Origin of the sequence: Kineobactrum sediminis (assembly GCF_002868715.1) — a bacterium.
In the GTDB taxonomy this organism is placed as follows: Bacteria; Pseudomonadota; Gammaproteobacteria; order Pseudomonadales; family Halieaceae; genus Kineobactrum; species Kineobactrum sediminis.
The window spans coordinates 294,565-312,053 of sequence record NZ_PKLZ01000002.1; the positions used below are offsets into that span (position 1 = coordinate 294,565).

The window sequence follows — 17,489 nt, forward strand, 5'->3', positions numbered from 1 at the left end:
GCCTTGCGCCGTTAGCCGGGGTCCGACTCCGCGCCTGCGGACACCCGCAGCAAGCCGCGGAAGATACGCTGGGCAGAAGTCTGGCCGCTGAGCACATTGTATACATCGGTGGCTATGGGCATTTCCACCCCGTACTGCTCTGCCAGCGCCATCACTGCCGGTGCGCTCTTGGCGCCCTCGGCGACCATGAACATTTCGGCGCTGATATCGGCCAGTGAGCGGCCCCTGCCCAGCTCAATACCCACGTGCCGGTTGCGACTCTGGGGACTGGTGCAGGTGGCGATCATGTCACCCATGCCCGCCAGCCCGGAAAAGGTTTCCGGCTGGCAGCCCATCGCGGCTCCCAGGCGGCTCATTTCCGCCAGCCCGCGGGTGATCAGTGAGGCCCGGGTATTATCCCCCGCGCCCAGGCCGTCGCCCATACCAACGGCGATGGCAATAATGTTCTTGAGCACGCCACCCAGCTCACACCCTACCACGTCGGTATTGGTGTAAACCCGGAACAGGCCGCTGGAAAAGAGCGATTGCAGTTCGCGCACGATGATGGCGTCTTCCATGGCGATAACACTGGCGGCGGCCTGGCCGGCCATGATCTCCCGGGCGAGATTGGGCCCGGTCAGTACCCCGACCGGGTGCCCCGGTAAAACCTGGGAGATGATTTCGGTCATGCGCATGCGGGTGTCCAGCTCCAGGCCCTTGCTGAGGCTGATGACGGGCACCCAGGGACGGATATGTTTCCGGACCTCCTCCAGTACGCTGCGAAAGTTCTGCGAGGGGATACCCATGACGACGACGTCGGCACCGGCCACTGCTTCGCCGATGTCGGAGGTTGCACGCAACTTTTCCGGCAGCCGGGCGCCGGGCAGGTAGGTTTCGTTACTGTGTTGTTGGTTAATCTCGCGCACGGTATCCGCATTGCGCGCCCAGAGAGTAACGGGCGCATTGCGGGTCACCAGTGCGGCCACGGTGGTGCCCCAGGAGCCGCCGCCAAGCAGCCCGACTTTCAGATTATTCATTCTTGTGATTCCTTGAAACGGTCGCGGCCGGTGAGGCCGATGGCGCGGATGACCTCAAGCCGGCGTTTTATGTCTCGTAACTGGCGTGCCAGCGCCTGCCTTTTTCGGGACAGTTCGGGCCCGTCACCGGAGGTCAGTTGCCGGTGTTCCAGCATCTGGAAGCCGTTACTGAACAGTAGTTTGCCGATTGAGGATTCGCTACTGATACGACGTTGCAGATACAGTTGACGGCCGAGTTTGAGTGCCTGGTTGATGCATGTCTGACGGTCCAGCGATGCATCCGGCGGCAACCGCGCAAGCAGGTCGGAGACCACTGAATAGGCCTCGGCATAGGTCAGCAGGCTGACGTGGGCAACCAGCGGCGTCATCCCGAGCAATAATTGGGTAAAGCCTCCCGGCCCGCGTGCTATCAGGCTTTCCCATTGGGGGTTGTAGCGTTCCAGTTCATCGCGAATTTCCTGGTGAAACTGGGTGGTCGGGGCGTAGAAAAACTCGAACTTGAACAGGTCGCGCAGCTCATCGACCTCGGCCCAGAACATCTGCGCTGGGTCGCCACTGTCGGCCTCTGTGCCCTTGACCAGCGCCAGTTCAATAATGGCCTTGTTGATGAAGAAGTGAATAATGGTGTTCCGGTAGTAGCTGGCTACCGGATGTTGTTCGAGGGCGATCCCGTATACCACCTCCGGTCCTTCATCATAGCGGGTGACGATACCCTCGTTGAGCATGATGCCCAGCAAGCCATCCATGTGCTCGGCGTAGCTGCGATCGAAGTCTTCGGAGATACGCAGCTGGCGTTGCTCAGCCCAGGCCAGCAGCGCGTCCAGTTCCTCGACGACTTCAGTTTCAGTGAGTGCCTTGGGTGCGGCGCCCAGGAGGCTCATGGTCACCAGTGACGGGAAAGTGATGGGTGTTACCCGGTTAGCTTCCACCGCTACTTCGAAGGCGATCTTGGACAGGGCCAGGCTGTCATCCGGCGCCGGCGCCTGCGGCAGGACCACTGGTTTGCCAATGTCCATATAGACCTTGCCCATGGGGCGCGCCAGGCTGCGAACATAGCCAATAAACCAGCGTAGTGACTCGGCACCCTTGCCGCGACCGGTTTGTTCGGTAGCGTACTCCTCGACATCGCGGATCAGGTCGTAACTGATGGTGATGGGAATGATGTGGATATCGCGGGCACCGGTGGCGTGGCAGGCTTCCAGCACATATTTGAGCAGGCCGTAGCGAGGCGGCATGAGCTTGCCCATGCGCGAACGGGTACCCTCGAAGGACCAGTTCATCGGGAACCGCTTTTCCATCAGGTAGCCGATGTAGTGGCGCAGGGTGAGTTTGTACAGCGTGTTGTCACCGAAGCTGCGCTTGATGAAGATGCCGCCGGCGCGGTGCACCAGAAAGCCGATCCCGGCAAAGTTGATGTTGGCGCCACCGAACATGTGCGGCATCGGGAAGTCATTGTCGTAGAGGACCTTTGGCACCACCATGCCGTCGAGATAGGTTTTGTGGGTCCATAGCAGCATTGCGGGGTGGTCGCGCACGATCCGGCGCATTTCTTCAATCGCCGCGGGGTCGTAAACAATACGATCTTCGTAGCCCAGGCCCAGGCAGAACTTGTTGAAGCGGGCGTAGACATCCAGCCAGAAGGTGTTGGGGATGGAGATCATTTCCTTCATGTAGGCGCTGGCTTCTTTCAACAGCGCCGCCCGGGTTGTGCCCTGCTCGGCGGCGAGTTCTTTCAGGGCCTCGTTATAACTGCGGTTGGCGCGGAGGCTTTCGGCCACATAACGCGGTACCTTGTAACGACTGCCCTGAAGTCGGCGCTCGGCAATGTCGAGAACGACCGCTGCCTGTCGTGCGACAAATACCCCAAAGGAATCCGGGGCTTCGCTGCTGCTCTGGCCATACTTGCCCTCGTAGCGGGCGCGCAGGTTGCCCAGCGAATCGGGTTCGCCGCTCACCAGGTGCAGGCGCTCCGGCTCTCGTCGGGCAATCTTGCGGGCGCGACGCGGGCTGGGCCGACGGGGGTCACCAAAAAGAAGATCCTGCAGGCGCGGCCCCGAATTAATGGCTTCCAGTGGCGGCGTCCAGGCAACCCGCAAGGGTGCGACCATGGTATCGTCGGGCAGCGCCAGGCCGGTGCGGAGACTACTGACATCAATGCCCTTGCGGTCATCACCAAGTTTCAGCACCAGGCGCACACTTTCCCGAGCCCCATGGCCATCATCCTGCTCCGTGTCCGGGGATGATTGTTCGGGCGCGCCCTCATGTTCCGTTATCCATCGTTCCAGCAATTGCTGTTCAAAGCGGTTGCGCGCATCGAGAATAAAGACAACCCTCGAAGCGGTTGCCGGCCAGGGATTGTGAGTGGAGTTGTTCGCCGGGCTCACGCTTGGTCCGCTCCCGTGCCGGTGGTGGTTTTGTTACTGGTGGCAGACCTTGGTCTTGACTTCGGCCTGGCTGCTTTCGCTTTACCTGCGGGCCGGGCTTTTGCCGGCGTTATAGTTTTGGGCTTGGGCTTGGGCTTCGTTTTTGCCCTTGTTTTTGTTGTTGCCTTTACTTTTGGCGAAGGTTTTTTACCTGTCGACGCCTTCTCCACGGGCTGCCCGAGAGTGGCCAGGAACAGATTGCGGACCTCACGCACATGGTCGTTTAGTGTTGCCAGCTGCCACTGGCTGGTATCAATGGGTGGCAATACCTCCACATCGACCGTGGCTGGACGGAATACGAATTCACCCTTGGGCGCGACGTCGCCGGCATTGCGGATAACGATGGGTACGATTGGCACCCCGGCCTGCAGCGCCAGGTGGAAGGCGCCTTTTTTGAAAGCGCCCAGACGGGGCGATACGCTGCGGGTACCTTCGGGGGCGAGGGCGACCGATTTGCCCTCGCCGCGCAGGGCACTGACCAGTGGCGCCATGGCTTCAATGGCGCTGCCGGCATTGGCGCGGTCGATCATTACCACACCGCCCAGCTCCAGCACCTTGCCGATCACCGGTATATCGCGAATTTCCTTTTTCCCTACCCCGGCCATATCCCGGCGCAACAAACTGGCGATAATGACCACGTCCGCCTTGCTCTGGTGGTTGAAAATGAACACCGCCGGACGCTGCGACCACAGGTGTTCCTGGCCTTTGACATTCAGGTCCAGGCCTATCAGTGCGCTGGCGGTATCGGCGAACAGGGACAGGGAGAAGTTGAGTGACTGGCGCCGGGAGCGGGTTAATGCGTAAACCGGCAAACTGGCCAGAAAGGTAGGAACCAGGCTTACGGTAGCAGCCGCGGAACGCAGATACTGGCCCAGGGATGGGCGACCGCGGCTGACAAAGCGCGCCGTTGGCCACTGGCGGTCCCGGGCAATGCCCAGCAAACCGTTGCTGGGGTTGAGGACCCGCGGGTAACGTACACGCTCCAGCAACAGAATGTCGTCCTCGCTGTCGCTGTAAAAAAAACTGTTATCCAGATCCGCGCCCTGTTCCCGCGCGAGCTGCTCGGCGGCATCTACCTTGCCCTGGCCAAAGCAGGTAGGCCGTACTACACCACCGGTAAATCTGCCCTCCGCCACCTCCAGCCCGGTGCACATTACATGGTCTATGCCCAGGTCACGGGCAGCAGGTTGTACCTGGTATGGGGTTGCCGAGGATATAATGGCTACCGTGTGGCCTCTGGCCACGTGGGCGTCAATCAGGGCTCGCGACTCCGGGTATACCCGCCGAGCAATCTGGTCCCGGTACAGTGTTTCGCCGAATTCGATGTAACTGGCTTCATCGATACCGCGCAGGAACTGTGCAGTGACCGTCATCATGGCGGAAAAGCCCATACTGCCAAGGCCGAAGCTGGTCATGGCCTGTACCAGCTCAATCAGTTCCCGGGCTGAGAGGTCGCCCCGGCGCAGCTGTTCCCGAAGAAAGACAGTGGCGGAATAGCCGGAGATTACGGTACCGTCAAAATCAAAAATGGCCGCAACCGATGGCCCCGCCGGGGCTTTCTCGATATCCCTGAGTAATTGTTTAATGCTGGCCATCAGATTCCCCGGTTCGCCCCGCCAGGGGGCACCTTTATTGTTGGCACAAGCATAGCGACCCCAATCGAGATAAGGAACCCTTCAGCTGGTACCTTCTGTCCCGGTCGGCGCCGTCACTACACCGTCATTCCAGCGGCTGCAGATTACCCGCCTCATCAAGTGCCATCAGCGCATTGCGCGGGTCCTCGGTTTCCCAGTAACCACGCAACGACAGCAGCTTGCCTTCGTCGTTGACGTGGTAGGTGAAAATGCCGTGCACCTTCTGTTGCAGCCGGTTGCCGTCGCCGCCGTCAATAGTGATGGTGAGGTTGACGTGATTGGCCACTTCATTTGCTGCGGCGAAGGACTCCAGTATTTCAATGCGAATATCCACGGGGGCAATAAAATTATCCCAGAAGGCTTCCCGCGCCGCCGGCCCACGGTGACCATGGCCGTCCGGATCAATATGGGAGACCCCGATCGGGTCCTGGATAATGGCGTCTTCGGCATAGAGATCCAGCCAGCCTTGCCGATCTTTGTTGTGTACATATTCCCTGGACAGCAGTGCTGCACGGCGGGCAGGGTGTTCATTTTCAAACATGCGTATTCTCCATGAGCGAATAGACTGCGGGTCGGTTTATGCGGCCGGTACCTTGTCCAGCCGGTGTCGCGCGTCAGGCGCAGGCCCAAGTGTACCAGTAGTGAGCTGTGCTGCCAGCGGTGATGGTTTACTGACAAAATAGGGATTGGCGGTATCGTGCTTGGTGGGTTCAAAGGTTACGATAGGCGCATCGGCCTGCAGCGCAGCCAGGCACGGGTATCTTTCCCGGGGCGAATAAAACTGGAGTCAATGGATCATGGCAAATTCTGAAGACAAACCCGGCCTACCGGGCGATGACCCTGAGATGACGGTAGTGGCTCAAGACGACCCGGAGCACATTCCGGCGATTCCGCAAGGCAACGAGGATAAAACGATTGTAGCCCCGCGGGCCCCGCGTGTGCCCGAGGGCAATGAAGACGAGACCGTGGTAACGCCACAGGAGCCGGAATTTTCAGCGGACAGCGATGAGGATATCCCGGTCTCCCAGCCGCAGCCGGGAGCGTATACCGCAGCGCGACTTACCACCCAGGCGCTTGCGGATGACTCCACCCAGGTCAAGACCCAGCCGGATATTTCCCCGCTCACCGGGCGCAGTTACGTTCCGCACTCGAGAAACGTCATCAAGGACCGCTTTGTCCTGGAGTCCCGTCTTGGCAAGGGGGGGATGGGGCAGGTGTACCGGGCCCGCGACCTGCGCAAGGAAGAAGCGGAGGATGATAATCCCTGGGTGGCCATCAAATTCCTGGGGGAGGAATTCAGTCGCCATCCCAAGGCACTGATCAGTTTGCAGCGCGAGGCGAAGAAGTCGCAGCAGCTGGCACATCCCAACGTCCTTACCGTGTACGACTTTGATCGCGATGGTGATCGCGTCTTCATGACCATGGAGTTGCTGGAGGGTGCGCCTCTTTCGGCTTTGAAGTCTCTCAAGTTTGCCGAGGGTAAAATGCCGCTCACCGCGGACCTCATTGTACAGATGGCGGCAGGCCTGGCCTACGCACATCAGCACGGTGTGGTGCACTCGGATTTCAAGCCGGATAACGTGTTTGTGACTGCTGAGGGGCGGATCAAGATTCTCGATTTCGGTATCGCCCGGATCGTGGATTCGGCCACGCAAAAGGACAGCTTTGATGCCGGCGAGCTTGGGGCCATGACGCTGCGTTATGCCTCACTGGAAATGTTGCGTCGGGAAAAGGAGCCGCATCCCTCAGACGATGTATACGCTCTGGGCCTGATTGCCTATCAACTGTTCGACGGTGCCCATCCCTACGGTGGGCGCACGGCAGAGGATGCATTCCAGCAGGGTTTGAAGCCAAAGCCCCTTACCAAAAACATCAAACGGCATCAGTGGAAGGCCATTGCCGGTGCGCTGCAGCTGGAACGCAGCAACCGAACCGCCACCGCCGAGCAGTTTCTGAAGGAATTCACCGGTGCCAGCCTGCGCAACCGGCTGCTGACAGCGGCGGTGTTGGTGCTGGCAATATCCTCCGGGTTCTTCGCCTGGGAAGCGAGCAAGCCCGAGGGCCCCGCGGTGGCTTTTACCGAACTGCCGGTACAAGTCCAGAGCCAGTTCAGGGAAAATATCGACCGCGGCCTGCAGTCGGCCGGGATCCAGGACTGGGACGGTGCCTCCCGCTACTTCATGGCGGCTTATGCCCTGCATCCGCGTAATCCTGAGGCGGAAAAGGGTCTTGAAATGCTGGTTGAAAACCTGGCGCGGATGGCGCCGACTGCGACCTCTCCCCGCGAGCAGGGTTACCTGTTGAAAATCATGGACGCGTACGCGGAGGAAAACGAATACCTGGCCAACAGCAGCCAGCTTGCGGCCACCCGTGACCTGCTGCGGGGGAAATTGGCGGATAATTGAGCCGGGCGAACTTACCGGGTGAGGTCACTGATTGTGGCCAGGATGCCGGTCCATTGTTGCGCCCAGCAACAGCGGTGGTCAAACGCCTCATAGTGCAGGTAATGAGCCGCCGGATGCCGTTCGCGATAACGGGCAATCGTGGGGCGGGGCACTATCTGGTCCAGGTCGCCGCTTAGATGAATCTGGTCAAAACCCGCATTCCCGGGGATCACTTCCGCAGGATTTAATGAGCCGGTAAGTGGAAGATGGCCGTAATGGTCAGTCCAGGCACTGGTGTCCAGGTTGCTGGCTATGGTGATCACCGTCGTTGGCAGGGTTTGCTCCCGGGCCAGCAGCAGGGCGAGCACGCCACCACCGCTGTAGCCTATCAGTACCAGTGATTGCGGCTGCTGCTCCGCCAGCAACTGCTGCAGGGCAATCTGCATGGAGGTCACTACAGCGGTGGAATAGCGCGCCGAGGTCCATAGCTCGGGCCGGCAGTTTGCGGGCAGGGTGGTGAGGTAATAGCAGGGGCGCCCCAAAAGCAGGGCCGGTGTGGGGTCCTGCCGCAGCAGTTCCAGGGCGATTGCTGTCTTCCCCGTGGGGTTGGCGGATATCTTGCGACCGCGCCAGGGATGCCCGTCCCCCGCCAGGTAGATATGTAGCGTCGTTCCCGAAGCGGCGACCGGGGGGCTGAACACAGGCAGCATGAAGGCTCCGCCACTTATATGGCGCAGGCTCAGTTGGTATTGCGAGGCCAGGTTGGCCGCATCCGGCGGCGGTGTTGGTGGTGCGGCACAACCAGCCAATAGTGACGCAAGTAGCAAAACCCGCCAGCAAACATTGTCGCGGCCCCACAGATGAATTATGTTCGGTACCTTAAAGGCCATAAAAAACAGGTTTCGTTGCCATGAACAGCACATTATCCTCCCTCAGAAGCCCCCGTTACCGCAACAGTACCGGAAAACCCCTGGGCATCGCGCTGGCCGCATTGTTGCTGTCGGCCTGCGCGGGCTCCGGCGGGCCCATTGAGATACCTGCTGACGCCACAGTGGCCGACCTGTCGATCGTCGATTGCCTGCTCCCGGGACAGGTAAGGCAGCTGGGCAATTCAACCTACCTCACACCGCGACGACCTACCCGCACAACTGCGCAGGATTGCCGCATAAGAGGAGGTGAATATGTTGCCTTTGACCGCGCCGATTACAAGACGGCATTGAGAGTCTGGCTGCCCGCCGCGGAAGCGGGAGATGCCGATGCACAAAATTCGGTAGGGGAAATCTTTGAGCGCGGCCTGGGCACTGAGCCGAATTATGAAGTCGCCGTACTCTGGTTCCGCAAGGCGGCCGAACAAGGGCACAAGGGTGCCCAGTTCAACCTGGGTACGCTGTACGAGACAGGCAAGGGGGTAAGCCAGGATAAGGCCACGGCATTGAACTGGTATCGGCAGGCCTGGGGAGTATCCGAGGACCAGCTGGTGTACCAGTCCGACGCCGAACAGGAACTGCTTGCCAGCTCGGAAGAGAACGCCGCGTTGCGTCAGGAGAATATGACCCTGGCGCAACAGCTTGAGCAGGACCGCGCCGAGCGCGCCCGGGAACGCGAGAAAGCCCGTGCCCTGGCTGCTGCAGCGGCGAAAGCTGAGCCGGCGCAGTCGGCATCCGAGCCATCGCCCGAACCGGTTGTCGAGCGTGTCGCCCGGGCCCCCGTGACCGAGGCGCCTGCGCCGCTCGAAAACAACGGCCTGATCAGCGTTGGTGCATCCAGCGCAGAACCCGGTGCCGAACGGTCAAAAAATGGCCGCAATTACGGTCGTTATTATGCGTTGGTAATTGGTAACGGTGATTATCAGCACCTGGATGACCTGGTAACACCGGCCAGCGATGTCGACAAAATCAGTAATCTGCTGAGCAACAAGTATGGTTTTGCCGTGCAGGTTCTCAAAAATACCAGTGATGTTGGCGTGCTGCGGGCGCTCAACCAGCTTAACGATGTGCTGGAGAAAGACGATAACCTGCTGATCTACTACGCGGGCCATGGCAACCGCCGTTCGGTGGGTGAATATGATGCGGGTTACTGGCTGCCGGTGAATGCCGGGCTTCCCCCCGATGACACCTTCTGGGTGCCAACGGAACAGGTCAGCAGTCACCTGGCGCGGTTGCCCGCCCGCCGTATCATGGTGGTTACCGATTCAACCTTTGCCGGTTTGCTGGCAGACAACCCGGCCTTCCTGATGCTCAGTGGCCGGGAAAACCTGCTCAGTGAGGCCTACATTGGCATGCGTTTCCCCAACAAATCGCGATTATTGTTGAGTTCCGGCCAGGATTACCCGCTGGTCAGTAAATCCGACGGCAGTACTTCCGTATTTGCCCAGGCTTTCATCAGGGCATTGCAGAACAACGAGTCAGTCGTGACCGCGCCTGCCCTGTTCCTGGGTATGCTGGATGAGCTGGACGAGAGCCTGCCCGGGCTGGACCCGGAATTCAAGGCGATCAAGCGCGCCGGCGATGAGATCGGGGAATTCTATTTTGTAGCGCGCTGATTGCTTTTAGGGCCGGAGCAGTAAACAGTTGAGGAAACGGCCGCGCGGCTTTATAATCCCGCCCCTCTCAACAGGACCATAGCTCAGTTGGTTAGAGCGCATCCTTGACATGGATGAGGTCGGCGGTTCGAATCCGCCTGGTCCTACCATCTCCCTATGTCCCCGCCTCGATACACCTGATCCGCAAGACGGCCTGCAATCCATGGATGACGCGATCGGCGAGAGACCGCTTTAGCCGAGAGTCACGTGCGCAGCGCTTCCAGTTCGTCTTGCAGGGTATCGTCGCGTTCGAGATAGCCGCACAACCGGTAGGCCAGTGTTCTCGTTGCGGAAGGCAGGGTCTCGGCAAAGGCGCGGTGCGCATGACCGTCTTTGGCAATCATTGCACCCCATCGCCTGTATTTCCAGGAAGTCTCGGGCGGGAGCGAGCCATCGCGGGCGACGGCCGCGGCGATGTGCCGTACCGAGGCTTCGAACTTGGTTCGGGACCGGATGGGAAAGTGATAGATTTCCACATCGCAGGGTTCCGGCTCGGCGGGAGGATCGAAGGCTGCAGCATGGCAGCCCTTGTCGACCTCCACGAGGTCCCGCGCTCTCACGATTACCTTCGGGGGGAGGTCGTAAAGGAAATAGGGATGGCGTAGCGGATCTTTCAGAGGATCCCTCAGACGGGGTAGCTTAAGCTTGCGCGCCGCTCGCCAGACCAGCGCCTCATGCCAGAGCTTGCTATCCAGCTCGCGATATGGGGCCATCATATTGTGGCGTAGGCAGCTGAGCGCGGAACCCCTGCGCCCGGCCAGAACCGCCTTCAGGTCGCCCGGCCTTCCAGGCGGCGAAGGCGGACGCCAGAACTCGTCGGCATCGTTGTTGATGATCCAGTCCGCGCCCATGGCGTCCCGCGCCATGAAAGCCATCCGGTTCACCCAATGGGCCTGCAGGTAGTCCCTCGACGGCTCGTGCAGTAGGGTGAGCGCACCGGCGCGGGCGTACTCCTCAAGGATTTCGGTCGTCCCGTCCGTCGAGCCGTTGTCGATGGCGATGACATGGTCCACGCCGCGGGCGAGGTGGAACTCCAGATTCTCGCGCACGATGTCGACTTCGTCACGCACCAGCAACGTCATGACCAGTTTCATGTCGGTAGCACTTTCACGCGACGCGCAGCCGTCGGCGCGAGGCGGCAGAGCAGCGCAGCCGGTCGGCTTCCGGGTATAAGAAACATAAACTGCTTATTCTGAAAATATCAGTCGCCTTCCAGCCCAGTTGATTACCGAAAAACACCGGCACGAGAGGTTCAAACATCACATGGATGGTGCCATCCTGATATGGCGTTTTCAACTCTTCGCGAAGCATAAAGTTCATGATGCCCCAGGGCTTTAGCCGAATGGCTATTTGCGCGAGAGCCATCCTCGCGCATTCGTTTGTTGCTGGAGGCCACAGAGTTGGACTGGCAGGATTCGCCCTGAACACCACAACGGGCTATCATGCGTCTGACTTCTTGTTTGATGGTGGTTTGGCGCCCTGCTGGCGTATTGGATACCTGATGGACATATTGAAAATTGACACGTCTGATCTGGAGCTGGGCATGTATGTCTCCGGACTGGACAGACCCTGGCTGGAGACCCCGTTCCTGTTGCAGGGGTTTCGTATTGACACGGCAGAAGACCTGCGCACCCTGAAGGAATATTGCCGGTTTGTCTTTGTAGATAGTCAGAAAAGCTCCAGGGAGCAGCGCAAGCTTCGCCCCCGACGGCCACGGGTGGCGAAAGAGGCCCTGTTTCCTCTTCGCAAGTTGAAGAGTTACACCGACAGCAGTAATTGGACCGAGGAGTTTCCCCGGGCTGAAGCTGCGGTCAAGCAGCTGTCATCCGGTGTCGAAGAAGTGTTCCAGGATGCGGCAAGCGGTGCTGCGCTTGATGTGGTGCGAGTGAAACGCTCCGTCGAACCCATGATCGACAGTATTTCCCGCAACCCGGACGCCTGTATTTGGCTGGCGCGTTTGAAGCAACAGGATAAATATACCTACCAGCACTCTCTGGGCGCCTCTATTTGGGCGGTTGCCCTGGGACGCCAGCTGGGTTTGCCGCGCTCGGACCTTCGCTCCCTGGCTATAGGTGGGCTGTTGTTTGATGTGGGAAAACTGCGTGTGGATCCCGATCTTCTGAATACGGAGCGGAATTTAACCCCGGACGAGTTCCGCGAAGTACGCAACCACGTCGTGTATGGCGAGGAAATGATCGGAGAGACCGGCCTCATGAATACTGATGTGATTGCCATGGTTACTCACCATCATGAGCGTCACAACGGTTCTGGCTATCCCCGGGGCCTGAGTGGCGACGCGATTCCGATCTTTGCCCGCATAGCGGCTATCGTGGACTGTTACGACGCTATCACCAGCCACCGTTCCTACGCGCGGGCAATCTCACCGTCCACGGCGATCAAGATGCTTTACGACGCCAAGGACGTGGACTTCCAGGCCGAGCTGGTTGAAGAGTTCATCCAGGCCGTAGGGATCTATCCGGCTGGCACTCTGATAGAATTGTCATCCGGTGAAATAGCCGTCGTGGTAGCAGAATACAGAACCCGGCGGCTCCGTCCCAGGGTCATGGTGTTGCTGGATGCGAACAAAGAGCCGGTAAGTAACGTGCGTTTGGTAGACCTGTTGGACGAAACCGAGGACGCCACGGGTAAGCCTCTGGACATAGTCCAGTCGCTGGAACCCGACGCCTACGGGATCGACATGACCAGTATTCGCCTCTGAGTATCGTGTAGCGTGACAAATTCCAATCTGGTCCTGGACCGTGACGGGTTCCTGGCGGCGCTGCAAGAGCAGGCCTCCAGGGCTCGTGCAGCGGGTGATCACCAGGGTTTGATGCTGATCGATCTCAGCAACCTGCGACCGATCAATCATCGGCACGGCTACGAAATCGGCGACCAGTTGCTGGCGGAAGCAGGCCGGCAGTTGTTGGCCATCAGCAAGTTGCCAAATACAGTGTTTCGCATCGGCGGACATACCTTCGCCTTTATCCTTGCCGAGCTGAATACGCCGGCGTTCATCGCCCTGGCATTCAATCGGGTCCAGCGCCTGTTGGACGAGATGCTGTTTATTGATGATGCGATCACCCCGGTACAACTGCGAATCGGCCTGGCGGTCAATCTTGAGAGCAAGCATTCACCGCTAGCGATGCTGGCGAGCGCCGAGGCCAGCCTGGCGCGAGTCAAGCAGGGGCATGCCCTGGAAATTGACGCCCTGCTTGCCGAGCATGATGTAACCCAGGGGGACGCTGTCCTGGAGCAGCACTTTTCCGAGGCGCTCTACAACAATGCTTTTGATGTGTACTTTCAGCCCAAGGTTGACCTGCGAACCGGTGATGTTTGCAGCGCCGAGGTTCTGATCCGCTGGCATTTGCCGGATTTCGGTGCGGTGCCCCCCGAGCGCATTGTGGAGTTGGCGGAGGCCTCTGGTCAGATGTATGAGCTTACTCGCTGGGTGGTCAATCGAGCCCTGCGAACCATGCGCGAGTGGCGCGATTCAACGGCTATATCTCTGGCGGTGAATATTCCGGCCGGACTGATCAACAGTCCGGATCTGGCCAATATGCTGCAGGGCGCGTTGAGAATTTGGGGCGTGGAGCCATCCATGTTGACGCTTGAAGTCACCGAGGGAGCTGTGATCGAAGATAAAGATGCGGGCTTTGTCAATCTGTTGCATCTGCGTGAATTGGGTCTTGGTCTGTCCATTGATGATTTCGGGACCGGTTATTCCTCACTCTCCTACTTCAAGCACATCCCCGCAACCGAAATCAAGATTGACCAGTCCTTCGTCCGCCGTATTCTTGATGACAGCCAGGATCGTGCGCTGGTCGGCATCATTATCGACATAGCCCACCTGTTTGGTTTTTCGGTGGTTGCCGAGGGCGTGGAAGACTTCCCGACGTTGCAGTGTCTGCGGGAGCTTGGTTGTGACGTTGTGCAAGGCTATCTGTATTCCCGCGCCCTGCCAGAGAGTGAATTTCTGGCCTGGCTGCGACAGTGCAACGGGAGACCCGTGGTGGAGGCCGGCTGAAGACGTGCCGGCGTGCCGGGGTCAGGTCTCGCATTGTAGCATCCGTCCGTGTATTACGGTTCTGCGCCTGTTGCACACCTCGATGCTACAATGCGAGACCTGACCCCGAAGTTAGTATGGCTTATACTCGCGGTTCTCTGTGTTCTGATAATAATACGAGTTTGTCTTGGTCGATCAAAAAGCTCCGATAAATGGGCTCCTGCTGACGGGAGGTGGCGCCCGCGCCGCCTACCAGGTGGGTGTGCTGGAAGCCCTGGTGGACATTCGCCGGGAGTGCTCGGTCCGTCATCCGCGCAATCCGTTCCCGGTGATCACCGGCACGTCTGCCGGTGCAATCAATGCCGCCGCCCTGGCCTGTGGTGCGGATAATTTTGAGGCCGCGGTGCACAATGTGGCCGATGTCTGGAGGAACTTTCACAGCGGGCTCGTTTACCGGTCGGATTCACTGGGTATTATTCGTACCGGCGCCAGCTGGCTAACCCTGTTGTCACTGGGCTGGCTGCTGACTTGCAGGCGCCGCAGGGCCAACCCTCGCTCCCTGCTTGATAATGCGCCTTTACTGGCGCTGTTGAAGTCGCTGGTGCCCCTGGAACGGCTCCCTGACCTGGTGGCTCGCGGCCATCTACAGGCGCTGGGTGTCACTGCTTCAAGTTACAGTTCCGGCGAGCACGCCACGTTTTTCGAAGGCGCTGCCACTATAGCGCCGTGGTCTCGCTCACAACGCTTTGGCATCCGCGCCGATATTACCCATGCGCACCTGATGGCCTCGTCAGCCATCCCTTTTTTATTCCCGGCATGGCCACTGCCGGTGGATGAGGGTGTGCACTACTTTGGCGACGGCTCCATGCGCCAATCCGCACCGATAGCGGCGCCGATTCATCTGGGTGCCGAACGTATTCTGGCGATTGGTGCTGGACGAATGCATGAACCCCGTGAGGGTCATGGTAGTGCCGGCGCCAGTACCTATCCGACAGTGGCGCAGATAGCAGGACATACCCTGTCCAACATTTTTCTGGATTCCCTGGCGGTAGATGTCGAGCGGGTCAGGCGTATCAACCACACCGTGGGCCTGGTGCCCCCCGCGGCGCGCGAAACGAGTACGCTCAAACATATTGAATTGTTGCAAATATCGCCATCAAAACGTATCGATGAAATCGCGGCACAACATATAGGCGATATGCCGAGACCGGTACGAGCGCTGCTCCGTGCCGTTGGGGTTACCTCAGACAAGTCGGATTATCAGGGCGCAGCGCTGGCCAGCTACCTGTTGTTTGAAGCGGATTTTACCCGTGAGCTTATGGCACTTGGTCGCGCCGATGCCGAGCGAAAGCGAGCAAGGATTTGTGCATTCTTTGGCTGGAATGACCCCAGAAAGCCGGTATTGACTGCGGATGCGGCCGAGCAGCCTTTGGTGGAGCGCCGGCGTGACCCGCTGCGAGTATGATGAAACGCAGCAGCCTGCAGCGCTCCTCAGTCGCGTTTTCGCTTGACCTCGTACATAGCGGCGTCGGCAGCGGCCAGAAGTTTGGCCGCATCAAGGCCAAAGCAATGCGTATCCACTACACCGATGCTCGCGGGGCAGCGCACCATTACACCGCCGCCAATATCAACGGGCAAAGATAGCGCCTGTACAAGCCTGTCGCGTAACCCTGTGCCGACGGTATCGGCGCCGGCTTCATGCAGGATCACAAACTCATCGCCACCGATTCGCGCCACGACATCGGCTTCACGCACGGTTGTGGATAAGCGCTTTGCGGTTTCAACCAGGAGGGCGTCACCGGCTTCGTGGCCATAGGTGTCATTGATTTCCTTGAAACCGTCCATATCCAGCAGCGCTACCGCCAGTGCTTGTCCGGATCGGTCCGCTCGCTGCAGGGCAATGGCGAACACTTCATCGAGCAGGCGGCGATTGGCCAGCCCGGTAAGAGGGTCACGCAGGGCCAGTGCGGCGAGCTTGCCCTGGAGCTTGCGTGTCTCGGTAACATCGCGCCCCACGCCGAGTAAGCCATTGCTTAGCAGGGTCACCTTGATTTCACCGGTAATGCTGATGCCATCCCGGCGAATAAAGCGGAGGTCGTAACATTCACCGATGGTCTGCCCTCCGGCCAGCACCGCCTGTAAATGTTCCCTGTCCTCCCTGTGCAGAATGTCCAGAAAGCGGGAAAGATCCCGTAACTCCTCAGCAGGGTAGCCAGTCAGTGTTTCTACCGATGGGCTCATGTAATCAAAATGCGGTTCGGGCAGCATTTGCAAGCGGAACACAACATCAGCCGAACGGTCTGCCAGTTCGCGGAAACTGGCTATTTGTGCGCTAAATTCATCGCGCATGCTGATCTGGTCGCTAATGTCGCGGCCAACGAGGATAATGTCGGCGTTGTCTCCAGCAGTAATCGATTGCGCGCTCCAGGCATAAAAATCGTCCCTGGGTCGGTTGATAAACTCCAGGCCGCCCTTAATGGCAACCGCCTTACCCGGTGCCAGTTTACCGGTAAGCAATTTCAGCGCAGCGAGATCCTGCGCCCGCAGGAATTCGTCCAGCAGGCGGCCGATGAAGGTCGCCGGCAGACCGGTATGGATATTTGCCCATGCCTGATTACAGTAGCGCAACTTGCCCGTATCCGCTTGATAGCGGACTATAGGTTCGCTCAGGGTGTCCAGAATTTCTGATGGCAACATCAGGGTACTACTATCGTCCGTTGCCCTGAATTTGGGGAAACCTGACCTCATTTGATTTTTCGCTGGGTCATTGAAATTGCCTCGGGACCGCCAACCAACCAGATGGAATTACAAAAAGCGCTCGTTTATTCATCGGGCAGCCAGGAAGGGCTCCGAGGTCAGCCCGTTGCCTGCTGCAACGCTGTTATCTTCTCAGGCTGGTTCCGGCATGCGGTTGCCAGCGTAGGTTACCCGCTCTGCATCCCCCGAAAAGTCCTTTATCAGCACATAGTGCACGATAAAACGGCTGGCGCTGATAAGCCACTGGCCGTCAATGCGCCGGTATTCGTCGACATAGTGGCCACCGAGCTGCACGCGGGTTTTATCCTGCGTGTTGATGCTGTAAAAAACAAGGCCGATTTTCGCGCTGGCGGTGTCTGCCCCGTTAATGTCGACAATCGGGTTCTGGGCATGATGCATATCCACGATATGATCGTGACAGCCTAACGCGACAAAAGTATCGACAAAGTCCTCTCGCGTCGTAAAGTGCCCGATATGGCCAAAATCAAGTGCTATCGGCCCGGATACGAAACAGGCCGCTACCACCTCGGGTTGCTTTTCATCACAGGCATTCAGATAGCGAAACTTCAGTTGGCGAATGGCTTCAATGTCCTGAAGTATCTGTAGCGGTTCGGGAGCTGGCTGTGTTTTCATGGTTATCGCCTGTAGAGTATCCAAAGAGAGCGATGTTAGCGTCTTTTTACCCGACGGG

Annotated in this window: 14 protein-coding genes and 1 tRNA gene; 6 read left to right on the forward strand and 9 right to left on the reverse strand. The window is 59.0% G+C overall.

Annotation, left to right across the window (positions count from 1 at the left end):
* Positions 1-11 precede the first annotated feature (11 nt).
* The 4 genes from CWI75_RS04915 to CWI75_RS04930 form a co-directional block, all read right to left on the reverse strand.
* A complete protein-coding gene (locus tag CWI75_RS04915; protein ID WP_101520370.1) occupies positions 12-1,016 on the reverse strand; it encodes an NAD(P)H-dependent glycerol-3-phosphate dehydrogenase in 1,005 nt (334 codons plus the stop codon).
* Positions 1,013-3,400, reverse strand: coding sequence for a glycerol-3-phosphate 1-O-acyltransferase (locus tag CWI75_RS04920; RefSeq protein ID WP_101520371.1), 2,388 nt, complete (start codon positions 3,398-3,400; stop codon positions 1,013-1,015). The genes CWI75_RS04915 and CWI75_RS04920 overlap by 4 nt, the downstream gene beginning before the upstream one ends.
* Complete coding sequence (locus tag CWI75_RS04925) at positions 3,397-5,034, reverse strand: HAD-IB family hydrolase (protein WP_101520372.1); 1,638 nt, start codon at positions 5,032-5,034, stop codon at positions 3,397-3,399. Before CWI75_RS04925 ends, CWI75_RS04920 begins: the two co-directional genes overlap by 4 nt.
* Before the next feature lie 124 nt (positions 5,035-5,158).
* Entirely contained in the window at positions 5,159-5,614 is a 456-nt protein-coding gene (locus CWI75_RS04930; protein ID WP_101520373.1) for a nuclear transport factor 2 family protein, read from the reverse strand.
* A gap of 256 nt (positions 5,615-5,870) precedes the next feature.
* Between CWI75_RS04930 and CWI75_RS04935 the strand changes: the two genes are divergently transcribed.
* Entirely contained in the window at positions 5,871-7,478 is a 1,608-nt protein-coding gene (locus CWI75_RS04935) for a serine/threonine-protein kinase (protein WP_101520374.1), read from the forward strand.
* 11 nt (positions 7,479-7,489) lie between these two features.
* On the opposite strand, the gene CWI75_RS04940 is transcribed toward CWI75_RS04935, so the two are convergent.
* Positions 7,490-8,167 carry an alpha/beta fold hydrolase gene (locus tag CWI75_RS04940; RefSeq protein WP_146003549.1) on the reverse strand — a complete coding sequence of 226 codons (678 nt, stop codon included), beginning with the start codon at positions 8,165-8,167 and terminating at the stop codon, positions 7,490-7,492.
* Between the two features lie 200 nt (positions 8,168-8,367).
* Here CWI75_RS04940 and CWI75_RS04945 point away from each other — a divergent pair, with 200 nt between their 5' ends.
* A complete protein-coding gene (locus tag CWI75_RS04945; protein WP_101520376.1) occupies positions 8,368-9,999 on the forward strand; it encodes a caspase family protein in 1,632 nt (543 codons plus the stop codon).
* A 72-nt stretch (positions 10,000-10,071) separates the two neighbouring features.
* Positions 10,072-10,148: transfer RNA gene (locus tag CWI75_RS04950), tRNA-Val, on the forward strand.
* Between the two features lie 93 nt (positions 10,149-10,241).
* On the opposite strand, the gene CWI75_RS04955 is transcribed toward CWI75_RS04950, so the two are convergent.
* A complete protein-coding gene (locus CWI75_RS04955; protein WP_101520377.1) occupies positions 10,242-11,132 on the reverse strand; it encodes a glycosyltransferase family 2 protein in 891 nt (296 codons plus the stop codon).
* A 13-nt stretch (positions 11,133-11,145) separates the two neighbouring features.
* Positions 11,146-11,358: a hypothetical protein gene (locus CWI75_RS04960; RefSeq protein ID WP_146003550.1), complete on the reverse strand. Its 213-nt coding sequence runs from the start codon at positions 11,356-11,358 to the stop codon at positions 11,146-11,148.
* A 181-nt stretch (positions 11,359-11,539) separates the two neighbouring features.
* Between CWI75_RS04960 and CWI75_RS04965 the strand changes: the two genes are divergently transcribed.
* The 3 genes from CWI75_RS04965 (at position 11,540) to CWI75_RS04975 (ending at position 15,506) form a co-directional block, all read left to right on the forward strand.
* Positions 11,540-12,757: an HD-GYP domain-containing protein gene (locus CWI75_RS04965; RefSeq protein ID WP_101520466.1), complete on the forward strand. Its 1,218-nt coding sequence runs from the start codon at positions 11,540-11,542 to the stop codon at positions 12,755-12,757.
* Between the two features lie 12 nt (positions 12,758-12,769).
* Positions 12,770-14,062: a putative bifunctional diguanylate cyclase/phosphodiesterase gene (locus CWI75_RS04970; protein WP_101520379.1), complete on the forward strand. Its 1,293-nt coding sequence runs from the start codon at positions 12,770-12,772 to the stop codon at positions 14,060-14,062.
* Positions 14,063-14,228: 166 nt separating this feature from the next.
* Positions 14,229-15,506: a patatin-like phospholipase family protein gene (locus CWI75_RS04975; protein WP_101520380.1), complete on the forward strand. Its 1,278-nt coding sequence runs from the start codon at positions 14,229-14,231 to the stop codon at positions 15,504-15,506.
* 26 nt (positions 15,507-15,532) lie between these two features.
* Here CWI75_RS04975 and CWI75_RS04980 read toward each other — a convergent pair whose 3' ends face one another.
* Both CWI75_RS04980 and CWI75_RS04985 read right to left on the reverse strand, forming a co-directional pair.
* Positions 15,533-16,738, reverse strand: a complete 1,206-nt coding sequence (locus CWI75_RS04980) for a GGDEF domain-containing protein (protein ID WP_162299991.1) — start codon at positions 16,736-16,738, stop codon at positions 15,533-15,535.
* 192 nt (positions 16,739-16,930) lie between these two features.
* Complete coding sequence (locus CWI75_RS04985) at positions 16,931-17,431, reverse strand: nuclear transport factor 2 family protein (RefSeq protein ID WP_101520382.1); 501 nt, start codon at positions 17,429-17,431, stop codon at positions 16,931-16,933.
* Positions 17,432-17,489 lie beyond the last annotated feature (58 nt).

Excerpts from the sequence above, each read along its gene's own strand:
- CWI75_RS04965 (WP_101520466.1), top strand. The coding sequence starts at position 11,540 with ATGGACATATTGAAAATTGACACGTCTGATCTGGAGCTGGGCATGTAT.
- CWI75_RS04955 (WP_101520377.1), bottom strand. The coding sequence starts at position 11,132 with ATGAAACTGGTCATGACGTTGCTGGTGCGTGACGAAGTCGACATCGTG.
- CWI75_RS04925 (WP_101520372.1), bottom strand. The coding sequence starts at position 5,034 with ATGGCCAGCATTAAACAATTACTCAGGGATATCGAGAAAGCCCCGGCG.
- CWI75_RS04930 (WP_101520373.1), bottom strand. The coding sequence starts at position 5,614 with ATGTTTGAAAATGAACACCCTGCCCGCCGTGCAGCACTGCTGTCCAGG.
- CWI75_RS04935 (WP_101520374.1), top strand. The coding sequence starts at position 5,871 with ATGGCAAATTCTGAAGACAAACCCGGCCTACCGGGCGATGACCCTGAG.
- CWI75_RS04940 (WP_146003549.1), bottom strand. The coding sequence starts at position 8,167 with ATGCTGCCTGTGTTCAGCCCCCCGGTCGCCGCTTCGGGAACGACGCTA.
- CWI75_RS04985 (WP_101520382.1), bottom strand. The coding sequence starts at position 17,431 with ATGAAAACACAGCCAGCTCCCGAACCGCTACAGATACTTCAGGACATT.
- CWI75_RS04915 (WP_101520370.1), bottom strand. The coding sequence starts at position 1,016 with ATGAATAATCTGAAAGTCGGGCTGCTTGGCGGCGGCTCCTGGGGCACC.
- CWI75_RS04960 (WP_146003550.1), bottom strand. The coding sequence starts at position 11,358 with ATGAACTTTATGCTTCGCGAAGAGTTGAAAACGCCATATCAGGATGGC.
- CWI75_RS04945 (WP_101520376.1), top strand. The coding sequence starts at position 8,368 with ATGAACAGCACATTATCCTCCCTCAGAAGCCCCCGTTACCGCAACAGT.
- CWI75_RS04980 (WP_162299991.1), bottom strand. The coding sequence starts at position 16,738 with ATGTTGCCATCAGAAATTCTGGACACCCTGAGCGAACCTATAGTCCGC.